We start from the raw sequence: 21948 nt of genomic DNA, 5'->3' as shown, positions 1-21948 counted from the left end.
ACTTGTCGAATTAGTCTGCTCGCCGTGGTGAGCAGACGCGCCGTCCTCGGCGGTGGGGTCGCAGGGCTGGGGCTGGTCGCGGCCGGAGGCGTCGGACTGGTCGGTGCCGGGGTGCTCCCCGGCCAGCACCAGCTGCGGCGGGCGCTCGGCGCCTGCGACGTGTACGCGCCGGCGCCGCGCTCGGCGGCCGGTGCGGTGGTCAGGGGCGCGTTCCGGTCGACGCACCGCCGGACCACGGTGAACTACCGCATCGCGTACCCGCCGGGTGCTCGCGACACCGACTCGCTGCCGGTCTGCCTCGTGCTGCACGGCTTCCGGGGCGACGAGGGGGTGCTCGGTGGCGGCATCGCGCTGCCCGGCTACCTCGCCGACGTCGTGGCGAACGGCGTCCCCCCCTTCGTGCTCGCGGCCGCGGACGGCGGGCTGGGGTACTGGCATCCCCGCGCCACCGGCGACGACTCGCTCGGCATGCTCGCCGACGAGTTCCTCCCGCTGCTGGCCGGGCGGGGGCTGCAGACCGGCGCCGGGCAGCGGATCGGCGTGCTCGGCTACTCGATGGGCGGCTACGGCGCCCTGCTGTTCACCCAGACCTACCCGACGCGCGTCGCTGCCTGCGCGGCCGGCAGCCCGGCGGTATGGCTCTCGTACGACGAGGCGCGGAAGGCGTCCCCGAAGGCGTTCGACTCGGCGGCGGACTGGTCGCGCTACGACGTGCGGGCGCGGGGTCCGGCGCTGGCGGGCATCCCGGTACGCGTCGACTACGGCCGCGACGACTCGTTCGCGCCGAACATGCCCGCGCTGAAGGACGCGCTGCCCGCCGCCACCGAGGTGCACGAGGGCGACGGGTGCCACGACTCGACGTTCTGGCGTTCGGTGGCCCCGGACGCGCTGGCGTTCCTCGGCCGCGCGTTCGCCCGCCCTACCTGATCAGGTGCTTCGGCGGTGGCAGCGGCACGAGCGGGGAGTCGTCGGTCGTCACGGCGGCACCGGCGGCGAACCGGGTCAGCTCGTCGCCGTGCAGCACCCGGGTGGGCGCGACCGAGCGGGCCAGCAGCCGGGCGAGTTCCAGGGTCGGCAGCGGCGCCGGTGACGCGATCAGCGTGAGGTTGCCGTACCGGCGTCCCTTCAGGACCGGGGTCTCGGAGACGATCGCGACGTGCTCGAACGTGGCTCGCGCGGTGGCCACCTCGGCCCTGGCCAGCCCCAGGGGCGGCCCGTCGGTGACGTTGGCCAGGTAGAGGCCGTCCGGACGCAGCACCCGGGCGACGTCGGCCATGAACTCGACGGTCGTCAGGTGCGGCGGGACGATCGGCCCGATGAACGCGTCCCGGACCAGCACGTCGGCGGACGCGCTGCGCTGGCCGGCCACGACGTCGCGGCCGTCACCGGCGCGGATGCGCAGCCCGGGGCCGGTGCGGATGCCGAAGACCTCGCGGATCAGCGCGATCAGCTCGGGGTTGTACTCGGCGACCAGTTGCCGGGCGTTCTCCCGGGTGGCGGCGACGTAGCGGGGGAACGCGCAGGCGCCGCCGCCGACGTGCACGAAGCTGAGCGGCTCCGTACCCGGTTTGTGCAGGTCGACGGCTCGGCCCATCCACTGCTGGTACTCGAACTCGAGGTGCGTGGGGTCGTCCAGGTTCAGATACGAGTTCGGGACGCCGTCCAGCAGGAGCATCCAGCCGTTGTCGGCGTCGAGGTCCTGGACGATCTCGGCGGTGACGTCGGTCAGGTGGTGGGTGCCGGGCGCGGGACCGGCCTTGGCACGCTGTCGCTTGTTCGGGTTCGTCGTCCTGCTGGTTGCCACGCTCCAAGCATGCCGTGCGTCACGTCGTCATGTTCCAGGCGCTGGCGCGGATCGTGGTCTGGCCGGTCGCGGTGGGGGCCGAGACGACCAGCACGACCATCTTCTGCGGGATGTCTTCGCCGATCGACTTGTCGGCCGAGGTCATCACGCAGATCACCTTGGTGCCGTCCAGCGAGATCGGGTTGTCGGCCGGTGCGTTCTTGATGCTGGTCGCGCACTGCGCCGGCCGGACGTTCGGCCGGTTGACGACCGAGGCGGTGATGCCGTTGATCAGGTACAGCTGCGGTGTGCCCCAGCAGCCGGTGCGGGCTTTGTAGTAGAGGTCGGCGCGGGACGGGTCGGCGTCCACCCGGGGTTCGTCCAGGTCGACGTAGCGGGTGAGCGTCGTCTGGCAGGGCGGGAGCGCGAGGCGGAGCGTCTGGGAGCCGTAGGCCTGCGAGAACGTGGGAACGGTGGCCACCCGGTCGAGCGGCTCCTCGGCCTGCGGAGCGACGGCCTGAGGAGTGGCGGCCTCCTCCGGTGCGGCCGACGCCGGAGAATCGACCGTGGGGTTGGTGTCGGAGGCGGCCACGATCGTCTGGAGGTCGGCTACGGACAGCCAGGTCAGCACCGCGACGCCGAGCGCGACCGTGGCGAACAGCGCGGCGACACCGGCGAGTGCCATCGCGATCGGGTCGCGGTTCCCCGGCTCCGACGGGACCGGCGGCTCCTCGTGCGGCTCGGCCAGCAGGTCCATGAGCGGGCTTCCGGTTCCGGGCAGCGGCGGGTGCGGGCGGACCAGGCCCGGATTGTGGTGTGCGGCCATCGGGTTGTTGGCCATGCGCGCGCCCCCCGCGTGTTATGTACCTTATGCCAGTTTACCGCCCGGCGCTCTCGGCGGACTGCTGGCCGGCGTAGTAGACGCCCAGCCGGCTCAGCGCGCCGGACGCGAGCAGCGCGACACCCCCGCAGAGCGCGGCCCAGCGGCCGGGCCGGCCGAAACGATCCCGGCCGAGCATCGCGAGACCGGCCCCGGCCGCGGTCAGAGCCGCCGCGCCGGTGAGCAGGCGGTTGGCCCGGCCACTCCGGAACGCGGCGCCGAGTGGTCCGGGCGCGGCCCGCAGCCGGGCCGTCGCGGCGAGCTCCATCGCCGCTCCGGCGAGCGCCAGCCGGCGTGCCGGAGCCGGATCGCCGGTCACCGTGGCGAAGAGGCCGATCCCGGCCGCGCCGCTGATGCCGCTGCCGGCGAACAGGAACGGCAGCTCGCGGTAGGCCTCGTGCCAGGCGGGCACCTCGGTGTCGACCAGCGCCACGGCCGTGTACGTGCAGACGGCCGGCCCGAGCACGCCCGCGGCCGCGCCGGTGATCGTGGCGGTCATCGTCCAGCCCGCGGCCTCGGCGCCCGCCGTGACGATCGACAATCCCGCGAACGGCACCGTCAACCACGTCCCCAGGCTCAACGGGAAGCTGGGATCCTGCGCGCGGAGCCCGCTGAGGAACCGCTCGGGCCGGCGGTGATCGCGGACCAGGGCCGCCACCGCCACCCCCGCGCACCCGGCGGCCGCGTAACGGGCAGCCGTGGCGAGCCGGCGCTCGCCGGTGAGCCCGGCCAGTGCCCCGAGCCCCGCGGACGCACCCGCGAGGCCACCGAAGAACAGGTAGGCCGGGATGTCCGGAGCCTGGCGGGCCGGTGCGACCCTGATCGGGCGATGGACGTAGAAATGCGGAGTGGCCGGCGCTGATCCGGTCATGAGCCCTCCATCGCGTGCCTCGCACCTGTGGGGAACCCATCGGATGGGCGCCCCTAAATCGGAGCAATTCACAGCATTACCGCACGTCAGCGACCTGGTTCAGGGCTCTTATCGGCCGACCGGTGGAGAACTCGTGACCGTCCGGCGCGAATAGTCAGCCGGTCACCGCAGACCCACGAGCCTCAGCCGACACGTGCCCCCGAGTCGGTTGCAGAATGGAACGTGGACGCCGGGGCGGGCGTCCACGTCTCGACGCAACCTGTGGAGGATTTCGAATGTCGCGCTTTCGGTTGACCTGCCGCCCCGCGGTTCCGGGCAGTGCCTGGACGTAGCCCGCTGAGCTGCCTCCGCCCGGATACGATTCGGACCTCGACCCCCGTATCCAGGAGATGTAGCCATCAGCGCGGCACCGGGGCCACCAGGCCCTCCCGATCCCGGGCCCCTCGCGACCGATGCGTCGCAGGTCCGGGCGGTCCTGCGTAACCGGCCCTTCCGCCGGCTGTGGCTGACGTTCGGCCTCTCGAGCCTGGGTGACTGGCTCGGCCTCCTGGCGACCAGCCTCTTCGCGGCCGGCCAGGTGACCGGCTCCACGGCCAAGGGGCTCGCGTTCGGCGGGGTCGTGGTCGCGAGGCTGCTCCCCACGATCGTGCTCGGCCCGCTGGCCGGTGCCTTCGTCGACCGGTTCGACCGGCGTCTCACGATGGTCGTCTGCGACCTCGTGCGTTTTGTGCTGTTCGCCTCGATTCCGCTGGTCGCAGTCGTCGGATCGGCGCCGGTAGCGGTCGTCTGGGCTCTCGTGGCGACGTTCGCGATCGAGGTCGTCGGGATGTTCTGGAATCCGGCGAAGGAAGCGTCGGTGCCGAACCTGGTGCCGCGTGACCAGCTCGAGGCCGCGAACCAGCTCAGCCTGATCGCGACCTACGGCGTGACGCCGCTGCTGGCGGTGCTGATCGGGGCCGGGCTGAACCGGCTGCTGCTGTCCTTGGCCGGTGACGACCCGGCGCAGGTGCTCCTGAATCCGAACGACGCGGCGCTCTACTTGAACGCGCTGACGTTCCTGGTCGCCGCGGTCGTCGTCTTCTTCATCCGCGAGATCAGCACCGGCGAGGGCCGGTTGCGCCGCGCGGGGCCGGCCGGAGTTCCGGAGCCGAGCCTGCCGAACGCGCTGCTCGACGGCTGGAAGTACGCCGGGCGGACGCCGCTGGTCCGCGGTCTGGTGCTCGGCATCCTCGGCGCGTTCGCGGCCGGCGGGGTCGTCGTCGGCGTCGGGCAGTTCTTCGCGCGCGGCCTCGGCGGCGGAGACGCCACGTTCTATCTGCTGTTCGGCGCGCTGTTCGTCGGCCTGGGTGCGGGGATGGGACTGGGTCCCACGCTGGTGCGTGGGCTGTCGCGTCGGCGGTGGTTCTGCGCGAGCATCGGGTTGTCGGGGGTGGCGGTCGCGCTGCTGCCGCTGTCGGTGCACCTGGTGATGGCGCTGCCGTTGACGGCGCTGGCCGGCGCCGGGGCCGGCATGGCCTACCTCGCCGGTACGACGTTGCTCGGGGCCGAGGTGCCCGACGGTATGCGTGGGCGGGTGTTCGCGTTCGTGCAGTCGACAGTGCGGGTCGTGCTGCTGCTGTCGATCGCGGTGTCGTCGCTACTGGTGGGGCTCTGGGGTGGGCGGAAAGTGCACCTCGGCGCGTTCGCCCTCGACCTGTCGTCCGCCCGGGGCCTGCTGCTGCTGAGCGGTCTGCTGGCGATCGTCGCGAGTGTGTTCTCATTTCGGGCGATGGATGACAAACCTGGTGTTCCGCTGTTCCGCGACCTATGGGCGACGCTGCGCGGGCGCTCGCTGCCGGTGCCGGGAGACCGGTCCGGTGACGGGCTGTTCCTGGTGCTGGAAGGGGGCGAGGGCGGAGGGAAGTCGACCCAGGCCATCGCGCTCGCGGAGTGGCTCGGGGCACGGGGTTTCGAGGTGGTGCGCACCCGGGAGCCCGGTGCCACCACGCTGGGCCGGCAGATTCGGTCGTTGATCCTCGACCACTCGGACGACGCGCCGTCGCCGCGGTCGGAGGCTCTGCTGTACGCCGCCGACCGGGCGCACCACGTGGCGACCGTGATCCGGCCGGCGCTGGCGCGCGGGGCCGTGGTGGTGTGCGACCGGTACGTGGATTCGTCGCTGGCCTACCAGGGCGCGGGGCGAGAACTCGCGGTCGAAGACATCGAGTGGCTCTCGCGCTGGGCAACGGCTTCGCTGGTTCCCGACCTGGTCATCCTGCTGGACGTGGACCCGTCGATCGGGCTCTCCCGGGTGGAGAGCCGAGGAGCGGCCGACCGGCTGGAGGCCGAGTCGCTGGCGTTCCACAAGCGGGTGCGCCGAGCGTTCCTGGACCGCGCGGCGGCCGAGCCGAAGCGATACCTGGTGCTGGACGCGGCGGCCTCGGCCGGGATGCTGGCCGACCGCATCAAGGTACGGGTGGCCCCGATGCTGAAAGTCCACGCGGACGTACCGGCCACGGTTCCGGCCGGGCCGGAACCGCCCGCGGTGGCGGAGAACGAGTCGGCTGAGCTGGACGCGCCCACGGAGGCGAAATGACTGTGGCTCTGACACCCGCGGTGTTCGCGGACGTCGTCGGGCAGGACGAGGCAGTCGCGGTACTGGCCCGCGCCGCCGCCGCAGCCGGCCGCATCGTCGCCGGTGAGCCGGTTGCGCCCGGCGAGATGACCCACGCCTGGCTCTTCACCGGCCCACCCGGATCCGGCCGCTCGGTCGCCGCCCGCGCGTTCGCGGCCGCACTGCAGTGCCCCCGCGGCGGCTGCGGCGAGTGCGTCGAGTGCCACACGACCCTCGGCGGCACCCACTCCGACGTCCGGGTCGTCGTGCCCGAGGGCCTCTCGATCGGTGTCAACGACATGCGCGCGCTGGTGCTGCGCGCCGCGAGTTCCCCGACCGGCGGGCGCTGGCAGATCGTCCTCGTCGAGGACGCCGACCGCCTCACCGAGCAGGCCTCGAACGCCCTGCTCAAAGCCGTCGAGGAGCCGACCGACCGCACGGTCTTCCTGCTCTGCGCACCGTCCGCGCACCCCGACGACGTCTCGGTGACGATCCGGTCCCGCTGCCGGGTGGTCCCGCTCCGGACGCCCTCCGCCGTCGCGGTCGCCGACGTCCTGGTCCGCCGCGACGGCGCCGACGAGACCACCGCCCGCTGGGCCGCCGCCGTCGCTCAGGGCCACGTCGGCCGAGCCCGCCGGCTGGCCCGCGATCCGGACGCCCAGGCCCGGCGCCGTGCCGTGCTGGCGGTGCCGCGCTCCCTCAGCAACATCGCGGCCTGCTACGACGCCGCCGAAGCGCTGATCGCGGCGTCCGAAGCGGAGGCCGCGGCCGCTACCGAGGGCCAGGCGGCCACCGAGAAGGCCGCGCTGGAACGCGCGCTCGGCGCGGGCGGCACCGGCAAGGGAGCCACCGCGGCGACCAGGGGCACGGCCGGCCAGATCAAGGAGCTCGAGCGCAAACAGAAGTCCCGAGCGACCCGGGCCCAGCGCGACGCCCTCGACCGCGCGCTCGTCGACCTGGCCGCGTTCTACCGGGACGTCCTGATGGTGCGCCTGGGCGCGGCGGTGCCGCTGGTGCACGTCGACATCGAAGACACCGTCCGGGCGGCGGCGGCCCGCTGGGAGCCGGAGTCGATCCTCCGCCGGATCGAGGCGGTACTGAGCTGCCGGACGGCGCTGGAGGAGAACGTCAAGCCGCGCATCGCGGTCGAAGCGATGATGGTCACGCTCTTACAGGGCTGAAACAGCCGCCGCCGCGGGTGGGGCCGCGACGACGGCTGTTGGCCCAAGAGCGGCTGTCGGCTCAGGAGCGGCTGTCGGCTCAGGAGCGGCTGTCGGCTCAGGCTCGGCGGCGCGCGAAGCGCACGACGATCCAGCCCGCGCCGAGCAGGGCCAGGCCCACCGCGGCGAGTAGGGCCAGGTTCGTCCCCGTCGTCGGCAGCGCGGGACCCGCGCTGGGCGCCTCCGACGGCGTCGGGCTCACCTGGGCCGGTGGCGAGGCCACCTCGGAACTGGGCGCCACCGAGCCCGCGTCCGGCGCGCTCCCGTCCTCCTCCGTCGTGGCTGGGCGGTCGCGGTCGCCGTTCGGCCGGCCGGCCGGGGCGGGCGCCGCTCGCCCGGACGCGACGACGCGCGAGGGTGCGACGACGCGCGAGGGTGCGCACTCGCAGCCAATTCCCCCCATCGGCACCCGCGCCGACACGTCCAGGTCACCGAACGTCGTGTCCAGCAACCCGCCCGACGCCCCCAGCACCTGCAGCCGCACCGCCGCCGCGGTGGCGTCCACGCTGGTGTGCCCGACCCGTTCCCGGACCCCACCGATGCTGATCCGCACCACGCCACCCGTCTCCGTGTCCGCGCAGCACCCGGGACCGTTCAGCGGGATCTCCACCTTCTCGCCGGCCGCGTCCAGCCGGTAACTACGCCCGTGCGCCGCGGTCACGGCCACCGCCGGAGCCGCGTACCGCACGGACGTCCGCGAGGTGCCCGCCGCCACCGCCACCAGCGACGGCGCCGACAGGAACCGGATCGTCAGCTCGCTCGGCGACCCCCGGAACAGCGTCACCGCGGTCAGCTCGGCGCGCGCCGTCGCACGCAGCCCCAGCGACGTCTGCCCGGGTACCGCGACCCGTTGCGTCTGCGAGAACGACTGGCTCCCGCGCCACACGTGCATCAGCGGCGTGTCGTCCTCCAGGTTCAGCACCAGCTCGCCCGGGCGGGCCAGCGCTGAACTCGACGTCCCCGGATGCGCGGTCGCCGTCAACCGCGCGCTGCCGAGCGTCAAGAAAGGAAGTTCGAAACCCGAGCTGGTGCGCGTGACGGAACCGGGCTCCTCCTCGGACCGGTCGGCGGTCGCCGGCGGCAGACCGGGAGGTCCGACGGCCTGCGCCGCGGACGACGACACCCGGCCCGCGGTCAAGCGCGCGTCCGAGCGGCCCAACCGGAGGCCGGCGAGCACGGTGTCGTGCGGACCGGCGTCCGAAGTGGCCAGACGCAGCACGCTCGCGGACGCGCGAGCGGTCGACGAATCGGGTCGGTCGGAGACGTGGGCAACAGGCGCGAGTTCGGGAGTCTTCATACCGCTTAGTCCGATGGAGCCGACGCTGACCGCCCAGACGGCCGTGAGAGCCATTCGTGCCGCTCTGCGAGACCACTGGTGCATAAAAAACCCTGTTCTCCGGAGGGGACAGTACGGGCAAATCAACGAAGCACCGCGGCGCGCCGTGACGGTCCGGCGACGATAAGCGGTGTACTGTCCCGTCTTTGCTGTCCGAAAGGCCCCACCTGTGGGGTGGCGGGACGTACCGTAAGCGGATGGGCATGCTGTGTGCGGTGAGCTTCACCCGGCACGGAAAGCTCTATTACTGCGATCCCGGGGAGTTCTCCCCGGCGGTGGGCGACCGGGTCCTGGTGCCGACCGACGACGGCGTCGAAGTCGCCGAGTGCGTCTGGGCGCCGCAGTGGGTCTCCGAGGAGACCGACGGCTTCCCGGTGCTCGCAGGGCCGGCCACGGATTCCGATCTGGAGCGCGATCGCGTGCTGAGGCGCAAGAAAGCGCAGGGCAAGGTCGCCGCACGGCGGTTGATCCGCGACCACCGGCTCCCGATGAAAGTGGTCGCCGTCGACCACGCGCTCGACGTCAACCGCACCACGATCTACTTCACCGCGCCGCACCGCGTGGACTTCCGCGCACTCGTCCGGGATCTGGGCGCCACGCTGGCCGCCCGGGTCGAGTTACGGCAACTCAACGCGCGCGATGCCGCGAAGGCGCAGGGTGGCATCGGTCCGTGCGGCCGTGACCTGTGCTGTTCGACGTTCCTGACCGACTTCGAGCCGGTCACGATCCGGATGGCCAAGGACCAGGACCTGCCGCTCAACCCGATGCGCATCTCCGGTGCCTGCGGCCGGCTGATGTGCTGCCTGAAGTACGAGCACCCGCTCTACCAGGAGTTCGACAAGTCCGCCCCGGCGGTGGGTTCGCGGGTTTCCACCGATTCGGGTCCGGGGCGCGTGGTGGGCCGGTCGGTGCCGACCGATTCGGTGACCGTGCGCCTCGACGCCGACGGCTCCCGCTGCGTCTGCAGCCGCGCCAGCGTCTGCGGTTCGCGTCAGGAGTACGAGTCCTCGGCCGTGTCGGACGGACCGGTCGGGGGATGATTCCTGTCCATGGAGCAAGTTGATACCCGGGTCGCCTACGCGAACCCGTGGCTGAGCGTTCGCGAGGACACCGTCCGGTGGCCCGACGGCTCGACCGGCATCTACGGAGTGATCGACAAACGCGACTTCGCCCTCGTCGTCCCGTTCGACAACGGCGGGTTCCACCTGGTCGAGCAGTACCGGTATCCGGTGCAGGAGCGCTGCTGGGAGTTCCCGCAGGGCGGCTGGCCGCCCGGCTCGGCCGGAGGGACCGGGCTCGAGCTGGCGCAGGCGGAGCTGGCCGAGGAGACGGGGTTCCGCGCCTCGACCTGGACCTCGTTGGGGTTCCTGCAGGCCGCGCCGGGCGTGATGAGTCAGTACTTCGACGTGTACCTGGCCACGGATCTGGTGGCGGGGGAGGTGGCACGGGAGGCGTCGGAGCAGGACATGCGGCAGAGATGGGTGTCGGTGGCTGAGGTCGAGCGGATGATCCGCGAGGGCGAGTTGAGGGATGCGCACTCGATCGCGGCTTACGGCCTGTTTCGGTTGCGGTCTTAGGGGTTTTATTACGCCTGCATGGCTGGGTTTTGGGGGCTCGCAACCGTGAGGTAGTGGGGGCGGCCGGGACGTTCCGCTCCGCCGTACGTGGTGCCGGAGGGAGGCCTCGCGTCCTCGTCAGAACGGGGGGCCGGTCGCGGGATCGTCAGTCGCGGTGCCGGCGAGCTCGGGAGACCAGGACGATCGCGACGAGTAGCACGACGATGATCCCCACGGCGGCGATGACGCCCTCGATCGGCATGTGGCGGGCCTCCTAGATGGCCTCGGCAGGAAAAGCCGGCTGGTGAGGCAGCCGACGGAAGTGCGGTGGCGCGTCTGAGCGATCCCGAGAACCGTAATGAGGCCGGCTCTGCGGGGGACTTCCTCGGGGCTTTCTGCGGCGAGTTCGTGGCGGGTTGCTTCGCCGTGGAGCCCGAGCCGCCCGGGGCCTCGGCGGTCCCGGCATTCACGGCGGCCCGGGTTTGCTCGACGGCCTTGGTCTTCTCGGCGGCCGTGGTGTTCTTGGTAGTCGGGGCGTTCGCGGTGGACTCCGTGGTCCCGCCGGATGCGGGAACCCCGGCAGGCGCGAGGGGCCCGGCGGGCTCGCGGGGGCCGGGATCCCCGACCGCGAGCTGCCGCGTACCGCCGCACTCGCTCACGAACGCGACCCCATCGGAGTCGATCGCGTACACCACATAGCGCCGGCCGATCACAAAGCTGACCCCACACGCGTCGGAGCTCGCGTTCGTCTGGACGCGGAACCGCGGCCCGGCGACCAGAGTCCCCTTCACCACGCTGTCCACGGAGAACTCGTAGGTCACCGGCTCCGGAGAGTCTGGATCAGGGGTACCGACCATCCGAAGCGCCGTACCCACGAACACCGCACCGGCCTCGCGCTGGGCCTCCACCGGACTGATCGGAAGGCACTCGCACGCACATGCTGCCGGGGCCGACACGGTTGCGCCCGAGGCACTACCCAGGACCAGGCTGGCCACCGCCAACCAGGCCGACCTCCGTGGCACCGGCGCCCCTTCCTCGACCCTTCGCAGCCCCCAGTGGAGTGGCGGGTGGCTCAGGCGTCCGGACGACGATAGCGGCCCGCCGCGTATGCCGGAAGGACCACCGCCTGGGCCACCAGCACGCGGTCACTCGCGAACGTGATCGCCGGCGAGCCGTACAGCTCGTACCCCTCGTCGAGCGCCTCGCTCACCCGTTCGGCCAAATCGTCACCGTCCGGGCTAGTCAACAGAAGGTAGCGGAGGCGTTCCGTACTGTGGTCCATGCACTGACCTCCGGTGATGAGGGATGCCCCCAACCGTACGGGGTGGTGCACCGATTCGGTCAGTGGCGAGGGACCCGCTACACTTGGCTCGCACGTTGCCGCCTTAGCTCAGTCGGCCAGAGCGACGCACTCGTAATGCGTAGGTCCCGGGTTCGATTCCCGGAGGCGGCTCCAGCTCTGACCAGCATCTAGGCCCCGTAGCTCCTAGCTGCGGGGCGCGATCAGTTGCACGGCCAGTTGCAGCTCAGCCAAACCCAATAGGGCTAGACGTAACCGGACTGTCGGCTGTTCACAAGACTCTGATCACCCAGTGTAATCTTCCATCACGTCCGTCCACTGATGAGCGGACGTCGCTGTGCGCGAATGGTGGGGGTGGATCCATCAGGTGGAACGGTTGGATGTCGAAGGCGAGTTCTGGACAGCGGAGAATCCGAGCCGCCGTGTTTCGGGCACACTGACTTTTGACGAGAAGACGGGCGGTCGCCTGTCTCTAATCGGGAGCTTTGACAGTTTTCCGCCCGCGTCGAGATCATCGGAGTCCGGAAACTACCGTCGAATATTTGGACATGCAGAAAGTGGTCCGTACACGCTTGAAGACTCTTTCCAAACCAGATGGTTGATGGGAAGCCATGGCGGTAGGGAAGTCCTCCGGGTAGGGAAGATCATCAAGGGTGCAGAGCTTACCTCGACCGGGCAGTTCGCCGTTGGTCATCTGTCGGTTAGGCTGGACGGCCTCGTCTATTGGGCCAATCGTTCCGGAATACAGGATCGATCGGCAGGGCATAGTCCAGCGTTTACAGTCGAATCTCTCCCATCCGAGCGGATAGATACCGCTTGGGGCCGACTAGAGTTAGGCCAGACGTGGTCGCAGACTGGCGACCATCGGGCCGAGGTACGAGTAACTCAAGATTTTGTATTTTCCCTGGTATTCGATCAATTGACCCCTTTTAAAGACGCCGTCGAGATTGCAAGCGACCTTCAAGACTTGGTAAGCATCGCTACCGACTCGACCGCTGGGTTTCGCCAGGTCTCGTTCAGGCACCCCGAATTGTTTCAGCTCGTGGACGATGATCCGATTCCCATTTCTGGCGAGGTATTCGTTCAATGGATAGCTCGAAGTTGCGAGGATAGTAGGACCTCTCGACGCAGGATGCTCTTCACCATCGACGACCTGGGTGGTATGCCCGGCGTTCAGCGTTGGCTTGAGACGGCGCAGAAGCACCGTAGCGCGCTCGGTCGCGTAATGGCGATGAGGTATCTACCGTCGGCCTTTTCGGAAGACCGGGCTGGGAATCGATTCATGGCGCTTGAGGGCTTCCATAAGGATCGATCTGCGGGGCCTGGTCAGTTCACTTATGTTAAGCGACTTCTGGCTCTGGCGAATCTTGCTGGAGATCCGTTTGTTCGTCTGGTTGGCGACGTCGACGCCTGGTGCAAGAGAATTAGGAGCGCGAGGAACGATATTGCGCATCACAACGGGCGGAGGCTCTACGAACAAGAAGGGAATCTCTACTATCTGGGAGAGTCGGCATACTTCCTCTTCGTGATTTGCATGCTCAGAGATTCGGGCGCGCCGGAGGTGGTCTTCGAGAAAATTGAAAAATCTGGCGTCTACGGCTGGCTAAGAAGCGAACTCGCCGCAACTATCCCGCGACAGACGTGACTGGGGGTATTGAATGGAAGCGATCGAGACCTTTATTGCTCGCTATGCCAAGGAATTCGATTTCTACCGTCGCGTAGCGCAGATGGCTGCTCAGTCGCTAGAGACCACGCTTCAGTCCGCAGGGATTCGCTGCATCGTTACTTATAGGGCAAAGTCAATCGTGAGGCTGCGAGATAAGTGCGCAAAGCGCGCCGCCGATAAGGGTGCGTACCCGAGTGCCGACCATATCTATGAGGATATAGTTGATCTAGCAGGGGTCCGAGTTGCGCTCTACTTTCCCGCTGAGCGAGCTGAGGTAGATCGGGTGATCAGGCTTGGCTTCAACGTACTTGAATGCAAGGAATTCCCAGGGGAAGCGCCCAGCAGGCCCGGAAAGAGATTTACTGGGTATGGCGCGACGCACTATCGTGTCAGGCTGCGCGACGAGGATCTAGGTGAGTCCGATAAACGATACTCGGTCGCACGCGTTGAGATTCAAGTCGCCTCAGTGCTTATGCACGCGTGGTCTGAAGTCGAGCATGATCTCGCCTATAAACCGCTCGCTGGAGAGTTGTCCGAGGACGAGCATGCCATACTCGATCAGCTTAATGGTCTAGTGCTATCAGGTGAGATTGCGCTTGAGCGACTTCAACGGGCTGGTGAGATTAGGGTTGCCGATACTGGCCGAGGATTCGCGAATCATTATGACCTAGCGTCTTACTTGTTGGGACGGATGGCGCCGAAGTATGGCGACACCGTAACCGACGCTGGAATGGGCAGAATTGACCTGCTTTTTGAGCTTATATCGGACCTTGGGATTGCGACGCCCGCCGCCTTGTCGAAATATCTAGAGTCGTTGCATGGGAATCTTGAACAAAGACCACTCGCCGAGCAGGTTATTGATTCCCTGATAGAAGAAGATCCAGAGCGCTACTTGCGTTACGAGAGAATTCGTTCCAGCAGAGCATTCTTGGACGAAAGTGCGCGCGATGCTGACATTCATCGTGACATAGGGAGGTTCATGGCGAACTGGGCCCGACTTGAGAATTTGGTGCGCGCTGCGGGCGAATTTCTTAACGTACCCAGGCCGATGCCTCTGGCTAACGCCGTGCGACGCCTCGAACTCCTATCGAAGGAGCAATTCCCGCTGTTTGACTATCTTCGTCGGTTCAGAAATTCGCTGGTCCACGGTGTGGAACCGCCAGATGTAGTTGCATTGGCGGCTGCAAGTGATCGTCTCGAACTACTGGTGACGGAAATGCATGACCGAGTTACCGCGATGCGTGCGCAGGTTGATCGGGATGAAGGCGAAGTTACTGATTAGAGCAATGCTGAGAATTTGGCTCATTTGGTTCCCCAGAGAGCTTGGCCCATACGGCGGGCTGCCTCTTCTGCTAGGGGGCTGGCTACGTGGGTGTATCGGGTGGTTACCCGAAGGTCGGAGTGCCCGAGAATTTCCATTACCACCCGGACATCGACGCCGTGCTCGAGCAGAATTGTTGCGGCGGTGTGGCGTCCGTCGTGGACGCGGGCGTCTCGGATCCTTGCCTCGGCGAGCAGCGACTTCCAGTCGTCCCAGTCGTCGCGCGGGTCGATCGGCCGGCCATCCGGACGGCAGAAGACGAGATCGTGGTCTTCCCAGACCAATCCGGCGGTGAGGCGCTCGCGATGCTGGGCCGCGCGATAGGTCTTGAGCAGTGAAGCGAGTTCCGGCGCGATGGCGACGGTTCGCTTGCTCTTACCCTTGGGCTCGCGAAACACCAGTCCGCCACCGACGCGCTTGGGACACGCGGTCGCATGCTTCTTGCAGTCCTTTTTGCAGGGCGGCGGGCACTTCCGGGTGTGCTGGGCGCAGTCTTTCGGGCACGGCGTCGTCCTGTGTCGCGTCCGGCCCTTGGTGTCTGTGCGCCACCCACATGCGTGCGGATCGTCGCATCCGTGGCGCCATGTCGTCCGCTGGAGCTGCCACCAGACGCGGACTCGGCACGCCTTGAGGTCGACGTACTCCCAGCGGAGTCCGAGAGCCTCCCCCTGGCGGAGGCCGAGCGCGAGGCCTAATGACCAACGGGCGCTACTTGGACGTTTCTGCGCGGTCGTGAGTATGTGGCGCGCTTCCCCCTCCGTGAGGGGCGTGATCTCGACTTCCGACGCTGACGGTGGGTCCACCATCGTCGCCACGTTCCGGCTGACGTGCTCTCGGCGTAGGGCGACAGCGAGCGCTCGCGACAGGATCCGGTGAACCTTGAGGATGTGGCTCGGCGCCTTCTCGGCTGCCTGCATCGCGGCGTACAGCTTGTCGAGGTGATCCGGCTTCAGCCGGTCAAGGCGATGCTTGCCGAGGCCGGGGATAATCCAGTTTCGCGTCTTGGACCAGTAGTCGTCGTACGTGCGCGGTGCGAGTTTCTGCACTGCGATCGTATCTAAGTAGGTCGTCATCCACTGTTCGACGGTGGGGATCCGTCCGCGCTCCGGGGACTGCCCGCGGCTGATCTTCGTTTCCAGGTCGCTGACCTTCTCGGCGACTTCGGTGCGGGTTTTGCCCATCCGGTGTCGGCGATCGGGTGAGCCGTCGTCCTTCTCGCCGACGGTGACGTACGCGTGGTACATGCCGTCGGCTCCGCGGTAGATCTTCGGGTGACGGCTGGGCTGGCGGCCGGCCATCACTCGTCCCAGCCTTCTGGCCGAGTGCCCATGTGCTCGCAGTGAGCGAGGATCCGGCCCATCGCGTGGCCGAGTCCGATCGACGGTAGGTGGCAGTGCTCGCAGACGGTTGCGCACAGCACGCCGAGTGAGGTGTCCGCCTCGCAGGCGACGAGGTATGCGTCCGTACCGCAGGCCTCGCAGGCGTCGCCGACGGGACACGGGATCGTGGCAGTCATTTCGAGCCCTCCTTTCGTTCGGACTAGGTGGGCTAGCCCAGCTAGATCAGAGTGCCCAGAATTCCTCGACTGTGTCAACTGGGCTAGCTCGGCCTCTCCGTGCTCGGTAAGGTCTGCGTTCGTGGGAGCCGAGGAGAGCGAGAGCAGCCATGCGCCGTATCGGCGTCTGGCCGAGGAGCTTCGGCGCGATATCGCGGACGGCCGGCTGTCGGCGGGGGAGCGCGTGCCGTCGATTCGGCAACTCGCCGAGCGGCACGGCATTGCGCCGATGACGGTCAAGAGCGCGTTGCGGGAGCTGCAAGACGAGGGGTTGGTGCGCACCGACCCGGGGCGAGGGACGTTCGTCCGTGATGAGGCGTCGGCGCGTGCGGCGGACTCGCCGAGCGAGGTGGCCCAACTGTTGGCGCGGATGAGGGCGTTGGAATCGCGGGTGGACGATTTGCAAGCCCAGGTCGACGAGTTGCGCGGGTAGTCGTTCACGCGTTCGTCCGGAGCGAGTCGACGTAGGCGAGAAGCGCTTCGGTGGGGATGCGTCGGGCGCGGCCGATGTGCACGGATTCGAGGGCTCGTGCGTCGAGGAGTTCGTAGATCGTGGTGCGGCTGACGCGGAGTGCGGCGGCGGCTTCGGGGATCGTGTAGAGCAGTTGTTCGCGGGTTTTGGGCGTCGTAGGTGCCTCCTTCCGATCGGTGACGGTGGGTGTTCGTCCACGTGGACGTCCACGGCGTGTGCGTGTCCCTACGCGCGCAGGCGCGCGCGAGGGCGTGGACGTCCACGTGGTGGCGGACGGTTACCGGGGGATGTGGGCGCGCCAGCGACCGCGGGTGACTTGGTAGGCGCGGCCGGCGTTGGCGTGTTCGTGGAGTCGGGCGTAGACCCATGAGCGGCCGAGCCCGGTCACGCCCAGCAGTTCCGGCAAGGAGAGCCCGGCCGCAGGGGCGGCGAGTAGGGCGCTCCAGAGCGCTTGTGTCGGGTCGGTCGGTGTGTCGCCCACGATCTCGGCGTCGATGACCTCTGCGGGTCGTTGAGCGCCGTTGGTGTGGCTGCGAAGCGCCTGCGCCGAGAGCGCGTCGAGGAGGGGCCGGTGGGGTGCGTGCCGGGCGGCGGTGCGGTTCACGGTGTCGTCGTTGACGAGATAGGCCCGCGCTCGGTGCGGGATGTCGAGGCCGGGGGCGGAGAGCAGGAATTTGCCGGGGGCGTCGAGGGTGTGGGCGGTCCAGCCAGCGGCGAGCATGCCTTGGCCGAGCACGAGATCGACGTCTCGGCGTTCGCGGACGCGGAGGCAGAGGCGGACGTCCATTTGGGACCGGACGGCGCCGTTGCCCATGGCGTCTTGGGTGGGTCGTTGGGTGGCGGCGAGCAGGGTCACGGCGGGGGCGCGTCCGCGTCGGGCGAGGGAGTCGGCGTAGCGGAGTGCTTCGTCGTCGAGTTCGGCGTATTCATCGATGACGATCACCAGAGCCGGCCGTTGCGAGGTGGGTTCCCAGATGCGGGCGCCGTGTTGAGCGAGTTCCGCGGCGCGTGCGTCGAGGACGCGGACGGCGTCGGCGAGCAGTTCGGCGGCGTCGTGCGGTGTGGTGGCGAGCCGGTCGAGGCAGGATGCCCACGGTTGTAGCTCCATGCCGTTCTTGAGGTCGATGCCCCAGAGGACGACGTCCGTGCATCCGGTGAGGACGGCGAGCACGACGTTGAGTACGCCGCTCTTGCCGGACCCGGCAACGCCACCGATGAGCCCGTGCAGGCGCAGTAGCGAGACGCGAGTAGGGCCGGCGTCTTCGTATACGCCGAGCGTGACCGGGTCGGCGATGCTACGGGCGGCGTTGCCGGGCCAGGGCAATGGTTCGGCGTGTGGGTCACGGTTGAGGACGCGAATCAGGACGTGGTCAGCGCGGTGCGGATCAGCCTCGATGCGGAGCGCCCCGGGTCGGGTGCCGAGCCCGGATTCGAGCGCAGGTAGCCGGTTGAGTGCGTCGGTGATGGTTTGGCCCTTGCGGAGAGCGATGCGGGCGCGCCAGCCCCAGGCGTCGACCATCGCGGACATCACCCGGGAGCCGGCGAGGCCAACCTGTTCGGTCATCTCGGGCCAGGCTTCGAGCGTTCGCTCGACTTGGACGCGGGCGCGGCGGCGGCGGTGCCACCACCATGGGATACCGCCAGCGAACGTACCGATGCCGAGGATCTTCGGCAGCGGACCGGTACCGGGTCCGTAGACGGTCGCCAGCGTGAGCCACGTGCCGAGACCGAGTTCGACGACGACGGCGTAGGCGCGTTCGATGGCGCGCGGCAGCCAGCGTCGGCCGAGTAGGACGATTCCGGCCGTGCCGAGGAGCGTGGCCCCGATTAGCCACGGCCACGCTCCCGGATGTCGGGCGTGGAGGAACAGTCCGGCGAGCCCGGTCACGGCGGCGAGCAGGAACGGCGCGAGTTCGGATCGGTACCGGAAAGCCAGTCGCGCGACGGCGGCGAGTCCGGCGCCGGGGTACGCGTCGTCGATGAGGACGACCGGGGCGGTTCGGGTGCCGTACCGGCGGCGGAGTTGCCGACGAGCGCGGCGGTAGTCCCGGCGCCTCATCGCTGTTCCCCGGACCCACCGACCGTGTCCGGGTGCGGCGGCAGAGTCGGGTGCTCGGTGAGTTCGTCGCGCAGGTAGTACAGCGGGTCGGCTTCACCGTCGGCGTGCGCGGCGAGGGTGGCGCGGGCGGCGGCGATGAGGTTGGCGTAGCAGGTGCGGAGGAGGGTGAGTGCGGCGCGGTACTGCTCAGGAGTGCTGGTCATGGGCGTTGTGGGTCTCCTTCCGTTCGGGGGCAGGGAGGGCCGGTACCGGGTCGGGTCCGGCCGGTACGGCGTCGGGTACAGCGGGTTCGGCCGTGAGTCGCCGGCGGAGCTCGGTAGCGCGTCGGGCGCTGACGTGCAGGGCAGCGCGGAGTGCATCTCTGGTGATCGGCCGGTCGTTGTGCTCGGTGCGGTACCGGGTATCGGCCAGGCGGGCGGCGGCGAACAGGTCGGCGTCGGACCGTTCCGGCCCGGGTACGTGCCGGGTCGGCCACCCGGGATCGGCGGGTACCGGAAGCGCGGGTGGATCCGTGCTGGGGTCGGCCGGTGGCTCGTCGGTCGTCGGTGCGGGTCGGGATCGGAGCGCGTGTAGGTGCGCTGTGAGGCCGAGGACGGCGGCCGGTATTGCGCCGACCGCGACGACGATCGGCCACGTGATCGTGAGGAGCCCGGTTTCGGCTGCGTGATAAACGGCGTTGCCGGCGATGCTGACCGTGATCGCGCCCAGCGCGTTGGTCCGGGCGAACCGCCGCGCGGCCGGCGAGATGGTGGAGGCGGCGAGCCAGACGCGGGCGGATGTGGTGGCGTAGGCGTCGACCGTGACCGGAAGTAGCCAGGCCAACTCAGGTGCCCATCCGGACGCGTCGGCCAAGCCACGGAGTCCGGAGAAGCTCGCCACCGCGGCGGACGCAGCCGAGACGACCATGCCGCCCATCACCCACCAGTCCCGTGGGGTGCCGTTCAGGACAGGAAGCCCAGGACGGCGGCGACGATTTGGCGGACGAACGGCGCGGCGGCCGACGTCGCCAGGTAGAAGCCGAACAGGACGCAGAGGATCGCGTGCCAGACGCGCAGGCCGGCGTACTGGATGAGGAAGTAGACGACGGCGCCGAGGATGAGGACGGCGGAGAGAGTCAGGATCAACAGGTACCTCCTTTGCGAGTCGGTTGGGTCAGACGTCGTCGGAGCCGTGCCGGCGGTTCTTGCGGCCGGTACGGCGACGAAGCCAGCGGGTACGGCCGAGACATTTGCGGCACAGGTCGCGTTGCGGTTCGGCATGGCGTCCGCAGATGCACAGAGGGCGGGTCGAAAGTGCGAGGTCGGGTGCGTTCACGGCGGCTTCCTTTCGGAGTGAGCTGTCGAGAGAAAATGCACATGTATAGGCATGTGCAAGAAATCGATCTAGCAGGAACAGTGCGTAATTTCTGCGCCTATTCGCTGGGTTGATCGCGTCCGCTTCTCTCGGCTGGACGTGAACGAGAATCCGCCAAAAGTGGGGGACGACTTCACCACGTGACTAGACGTGTGCAAGACGTCTCGCTAGCGTGATCGAGTCCAGCGACGTCTAGGGACGAGTTCCGGGAGCGATGGCGAACGAGCGGCTACGGGCAGCCCTGTTACAGCACGGACTGACGCCCGAAGACATTGCTGCCAAGACCGGCGTAGATCCGAAAACGGTCGAGCGCTGGGTCACCCAGGGCCGGATCCCCTACCGGCGCTACCGGTACGCGGTGGCAGCCATGCTCAAGCTCGACGAGCGCTACCTCTGGCCCGACGGAATGACGACCGAGCAGGCAGCAGACGCCTCGGAGAGCGAGATCGTCACCGTCTACCCCCACCGCTGGGCCGTGCCCCGGGACACCTGGGGCGTCCTGTTCGGCGCGGCAGAACGGGAGATCAGCGTCTTCGTCTACAGCGGCCTGTTCCTCGCCGACGACACCGGAATGATTCGCCTGTTCGCCGCCAAGGCCGAAGCCGGCGTCCGGGTCCGCATCCTGCTGGGCGACCCGGATAGCTCACACGTGGCTCAGCGAGGCGTTGACGAGGGCATCGATGAGTCCATGTCCGCGCGCATCCGCAACGCGCTCGCGCTCTACAAACCGTTGCGCGGCAGGGACAACGTCGAGATCGGGTTGCACGACACCACGCTCTACAACTCGATCTACCGGGCCGACGACGACCTGTACGTCAACACCCATATCTACGGGTCGCCCGCGGCGAACGCGCCCGTCCTTCACCTGCGCAAGGTCGCAGGCGGCAGCATGGTCACCACGTACCTGGAGAGCTTCGAGCGTGTCTGGGCAGACGCCCGGCGCGTCGACTAGCAGCGAAAGGCGGTGCGCGTGGGCGCACGGATTGACTACTACGACGACCCGGAAGCGCCGGCCGCGAACAGCCTCGTTCCCTCCGCGAACGTCGTGGTCACCAACGACGCCGGCGAGATCCTGATGATCCTCCGCACCGACAACGGCAACTGGGCCGTCCCGGGCGGTGCGATGGACCCGGGGGAGTCTCTGCCCGACTGCGGCGTACGCGAGACGCGCGAGGAGACCGGGATCGACTGCGAGATCACGGGGCTTGTCGGGATCTACACCGACCCGAAGCACGTCATCCTCTACACCAGCAACGGCGAGGCACGGCAGGAGTTCTCGGCCGTGTTCACGGCCCGGTATCTCGGTGGAGAGCCGACGACGAGCAGCGAGTCCCGTGAGGTGCACTGGGTCAAGCCCGGTGACGTCGACTCGTTGACGATGGACCGGTCGATGCGGCTGCGCATTAGCCACTTCCTCGAACAACGCCCGACGCCGTACCTCGGCTAGGGCCTATGGAGGTAACCGACTGGATCCAGGCCGGCGCGGATGTGTTCGCTGCGCTCGGGACGGTCGGCGCGTTCGGCGTCGGCTTCCTCCTGTTCCGGCGTGAGCATCGACGCGAGGAAGATCACGCAGAGGAAGCACGCCGAGCGCAAGCAGCGAGAGTGAGTGCATGGGTGGCGGTCAGACACGCGCGTGATGGTTCGCCGGAGCTTCTGTTCTTCGTCCACAACGCGAGTGACATGCCGATCTACGAGACTGCGCTTCCCTTGCCCGCGCGGCCCGGCGAACAGGCTGAGTCCCAATTCATCGGCCTCGTACCACCTGGGCAGACGATTACACATGCGGCGCCTCTAGATTGGCTGAGTTCGTACTACTCGCCGGAGCCCATACAAATCGAGTTCTTGGACAGTGCGGGGTGGTTCTGGACCCGCGACGAACAAGGATTTCTTCTGCGAAACTCCGAACGTATAAGCCCCGGCAACGATAAGAATCGCGAGAGAAAGATAGGATGATCGATTCCTAAAATATCCACGTGAAGT

The 21948-nt window shown here is 68.4% G+C and carries 23 protein-coding genes and 1 tRNA gene; 12 read left to right on the top strand and 12 right to left on the bottom strand.

The window, feature by feature from the left end; all coding sequences use genetic code 11:
* Positions 1 to 24: 24 nt before the first annotated feature.
* On the top strand, positions 25 to 927 hold the full coding sequence (locus tag ACIBZJ_RS17515) for an alpha/beta hydrolase (protein WP_395930601.1): 903 nt from the start codon (positions 25 to 27) through the stop codon (positions 925 to 927).
* Here ACIBZJ_RS17515 and ACIBZJ_RS17510 read toward each other — a convergent pair.
* From ACIBZJ_RS17510 to ACIBZJ_RS17500, 3 genes are read right to left on the bottom strand one after another with little or no spacing between them, the layout of a single operon-like run.
* Positions 920 to 1804: a spermidine synthase gene (locus ACIBZJ_RS17510; protein ID WP_395930599.1), complete on the bottom strand. Its 885-nt coding sequence runs from the start codon at positions 1802 to 1804 to the stop codon at positions 920 to 922. The two genes, ACIBZJ_RS17515 and ACIBZJ_RS17510, sit on opposite strands and share 8 nt — an antisense overlap.
* A gap of 19 nt (positions 1805 to 1823) precedes the next feature.
* Positions 1824 to 2624, bottom strand: a complete 801-nt coding sequence (locus ACIBZJ_RS17505; RefSeq protein WP_395930597.1) for a hypothetical protein — start codon at positions 2622 to 2624, stop codon at positions 1824 to 1826.
* A gap of 37 nt (positions 2625 to 2661) precedes the next feature.
* Positions 2662 to 3534 (bottom strand): polysulfide reductase, encoded by an 873-nt coding sequence (locus ACIBZJ_RS17500; RefSeq protein WP_395930595.1) that lies wholly within the window; start codon positions 3532 to 3534, stop codon positions 2662 to 2664.
* Between the two features lie 355 nt (positions 3535 to 3889).
* On the opposite strand from ACIBZJ_RS17500, the gene tmk reads away from it, so the two are divergent.
* Entirely contained in the window at positions 3890 to 6109 is a 2220-nt protein-coding gene (tmk, locus tag ACIBZJ_RS17495) for a dTMP kinase (RefSeq protein ID WP_395931248.1), read from the top strand.
* Positions 6106 to 7308, top strand: a complete 1203-nt coding sequence (locus tag ACIBZJ_RS17490; protein WP_395930593.1) for a DNA polymerase III subunit delta' — start codon at positions 6106 to 6108, stop codon at positions 7306 to 7308. The genes tmk and ACIBZJ_RS17490 overlap by 4 nt, the downstream gene beginning before the upstream one ends.
* A gap of 97 nt (positions 7309 to 7405) precedes the next feature.
* On the opposite strand, the gene ACIBZJ_RS17485 is transcribed toward ACIBZJ_RS17490, so the two are convergent.
* A complete protein-coding gene (locus ACIBZJ_RS17485; RefSeq protein WP_395930591.1) occupies positions 7406 to 8644 on the bottom strand; it encodes an LPXTG cell wall anchor domain-containing protein in 1239 nt (412 codons plus the stop codon).
* A 236-nt stretch (positions 8645 to 8880) separates the two neighbouring features.
* Here ACIBZJ_RS17485 and ACIBZJ_RS17480 point away from each other — a divergent pair, with 236 nt between their 5' ends.
* Entirely contained in the window at positions 8881 to 9723 is an 843-nt protein-coding gene (locus tag ACIBZJ_RS17480) for a stage 0 sporulation family protein (RefSeq protein WP_395930589.1), read from the top strand.
* A gap of 9 nt (positions 9724 to 9732) precedes the next feature.
* Positions 9733 to 10260 (top strand): NUDIX domain-containing protein, encoded by a 528-nt coding sequence (locus ACIBZJ_RS17475; RefSeq protein WP_395930587.1) that lies wholly within the window; start codon positions 9733 to 9735, stop codon positions 10258 to 10260.
* Positions 10261 to 11311: 1051 nt separating this feature from the next.
* On the opposite strand, the gene ACIBZJ_RS17470 is transcribed toward ACIBZJ_RS17475, so the two are convergent.
* A complete protein-coding gene (locus ACIBZJ_RS17470; RefSeq protein WP_395930585.1) occupies positions 11312 to 11521 on the bottom strand; it encodes a DUF1737 domain-containing protein in 210 nt (69 codons plus the stop codon).
* A 97-nt stretch (positions 11522 to 11618) separates the two neighbouring features.
* On the opposite strand from ACIBZJ_RS17470, the gene ACIBZJ_RS17465 reads away from it, so the two are divergent.
* From ACIBZJ_RS17465 to ACIBZJ_RS17455, 3 genes are all read left to right on the top strand, one after another.
* Positions 11619 to 11695, top strand: a tRNA-Thr gene (locus ACIBZJ_RS17465).
* 211 nt (positions 11696 to 11906) lie between these two features.
* Positions 11907 to 13184 carry a HEPN domain-containing protein gene (locus tag ACIBZJ_RS17460; protein WP_395930583.1) on the top strand — a complete coding sequence of 426 codons (1278 nt, stop codon included), beginning with the start codon at positions 11907 to 11909 and terminating at the stop codon, positions 13182 to 13184.
* 13 nt (positions 13185 to 13197) lie between these two features.
* The gene (locus tag ACIBZJ_RS17455; RefSeq protein ID WP_395930581.1) at positions 13198 to 14487 is read left to right on the top strand and encodes a hypothetical protein; all 1290 of its coding nucleotides are present in this window, start codon (positions 13198 to 13200) and stop codon (positions 14485 to 14487) included.
* 20 nt (positions 14488 to 14507) lie between these two features.
* Here ACIBZJ_RS17455 and ACIBZJ_RS17450 read toward each other — a convergent pair whose 3' ends face one another.
* Positions 14508 to 15824: a tyrosine-type recombinase/integrase gene (locus tag ACIBZJ_RS17450; RefSeq protein WP_395930579.1), complete on the bottom strand. Its 1317-nt coding sequence runs from the start codon at positions 15822 to 15824 to the stop codon at positions 14508 to 14510.
* On the bottom strand, positions 15824 to 16042 hold the full coding sequence (locus ACIBZJ_RS17445) for a hypothetical protein (protein ID WP_395930577.1): 219 nt from the start codon (positions 16040 to 16042) through the stop codon (positions 15824 to 15826). Before ACIBZJ_RS17445 ends, ACIBZJ_RS17450 begins: the two co-directional genes overlap by 1 nt.
* 121 nt (positions 16043 to 16163) lie before the next feature.
* Here ACIBZJ_RS17445 and ACIBZJ_RS17440 point away from each other — a divergent pair, with 121 nt between their 5' ends.
* On the top strand, positions 16164 to 16514 hold the full coding sequence (locus ACIBZJ_RS17440; RefSeq protein ID WP_395930576.1) for a GntR family transcriptional regulator: 351 nt from the start codon (positions 16164 to 16166) through the stop codon (positions 16512 to 16514).
* Positions 16515 to 16518: 4 nt separating this feature from the next.
* Here the strand turns inward: ACIBZJ_RS17440 and ACIBZJ_RS17435 are convergent, their stop codons facing one another.
* From ACIBZJ_RS17435 to ACIBZJ_RS17415, 5 genes are all read right to left on the bottom strand, one after another.
* A complete protein-coding gene (locus ACIBZJ_RS17435; RefSeq protein WP_395931246.1) occupies positions 16519 to 16674 on the bottom strand; it encodes a helix-turn-helix domain-containing protein in 156 nt (51 codons plus the stop codon).
* 156 nt (positions 16675 to 16830) lie between these two features.
* On the bottom strand, positions 16831 to 18612 hold the full coding sequence (locus tag ACIBZJ_RS17430) for a cell division protein FtsK (RefSeq protein ID WP_395930574.1): 1782 nt from the start codon (positions 18610 to 18612) through the stop codon (positions 16831 to 16833).
* Complete coding sequence (locus ACIBZJ_RS17425; protein ID WP_395930572.1) at positions 18609 to 18815, bottom strand: hypothetical protein; 207 nt, start codon at positions 18813 to 18815, stop codon at positions 18609 to 18611. The genes ACIBZJ_RS17430 and ACIBZJ_RS17425 overlap by 4 nt, the downstream gene beginning before the upstream one ends.
* Positions 18799 to 19518, bottom strand: a complete 720-nt coding sequence (locus tag ACIBZJ_RS17420; RefSeq protein WP_395930570.1) for a DUF2637 domain-containing protein — start codon at positions 19516 to 19518, stop codon at positions 18799 to 18801. Before ACIBZJ_RS17420 ends, ACIBZJ_RS17425 begins: the two co-directional genes overlap by 17 nt.
* Positions 19519 to 19553: 35 nt before the next feature.
* Positions 19554 to 19736, bottom strand: a complete 183-nt coding sequence (locus ACIBZJ_RS17415) for a hypothetical protein (RefSeq protein ID WP_395930568.1) — start codon at positions 19734 to 19736, stop codon at positions 19554 to 19556.
* Positions 19737 to 20179: 443 nt separating this feature from the next.
* Here ACIBZJ_RS17415 and ACIBZJ_RS17410 point away from each other — a divergent pair, with 443 nt between their 5' ends.
* Genes ACIBZJ_RS17410 through ACIBZJ_RS17400 form a run of 3 tightly spaced genes read left to right on the top strand, consistent with a single transcriptional unit; the run spans position 20180 to position 21921 of the window.
* Positions 20180 to 20917 carry a helix-turn-helix domain-containing protein gene (locus ACIBZJ_RS17410; RefSeq protein ID WP_395930566.1) on the top strand — a complete coding sequence of 246 codons (738 nt, stop codon included), beginning with the start codon at positions 20180 to 20182 and terminating at the stop codon, positions 20915 to 20917.
* An 18-nt stretch (positions 20918 to 20935) separates the two neighbouring features.
* Positions 20936 to 21412, top strand: coding sequence for an NUDIX hydrolase (locus ACIBZJ_RS17405; RefSeq protein WP_395930564.1), 477 nt, complete (start codon positions 20936 to 20938; stop codon positions 21410 to 21412).
* Positions 21413 to 21417: 5 nt separating this feature from the next.
* Positions 21418 to 21921, top strand: coding sequence for a hypothetical protein (locus ACIBZJ_RS17400; protein ID WP_395930562.1), 504 nt, complete (start codon positions 21418 to 21420; stop codon positions 21919 to 21921).
* Positions 21922 to 21948: the final 27 nt, after the last annotated feature.

Origin of the sequence: Cryptosporangium sp. NPDC051539 (genome assembly GCF_044454545.1) — a bacterium.
GTDB lineage: Bacteria > Actinomycetota > Actinomycetes > Mycobacteriales > Cryptosporangiaceae > Cryptosporangium.
Note: the sequence above shows the minus strand (reverse complement) of the source record. Positions and strands in the feature narration are given on the sequence as shown.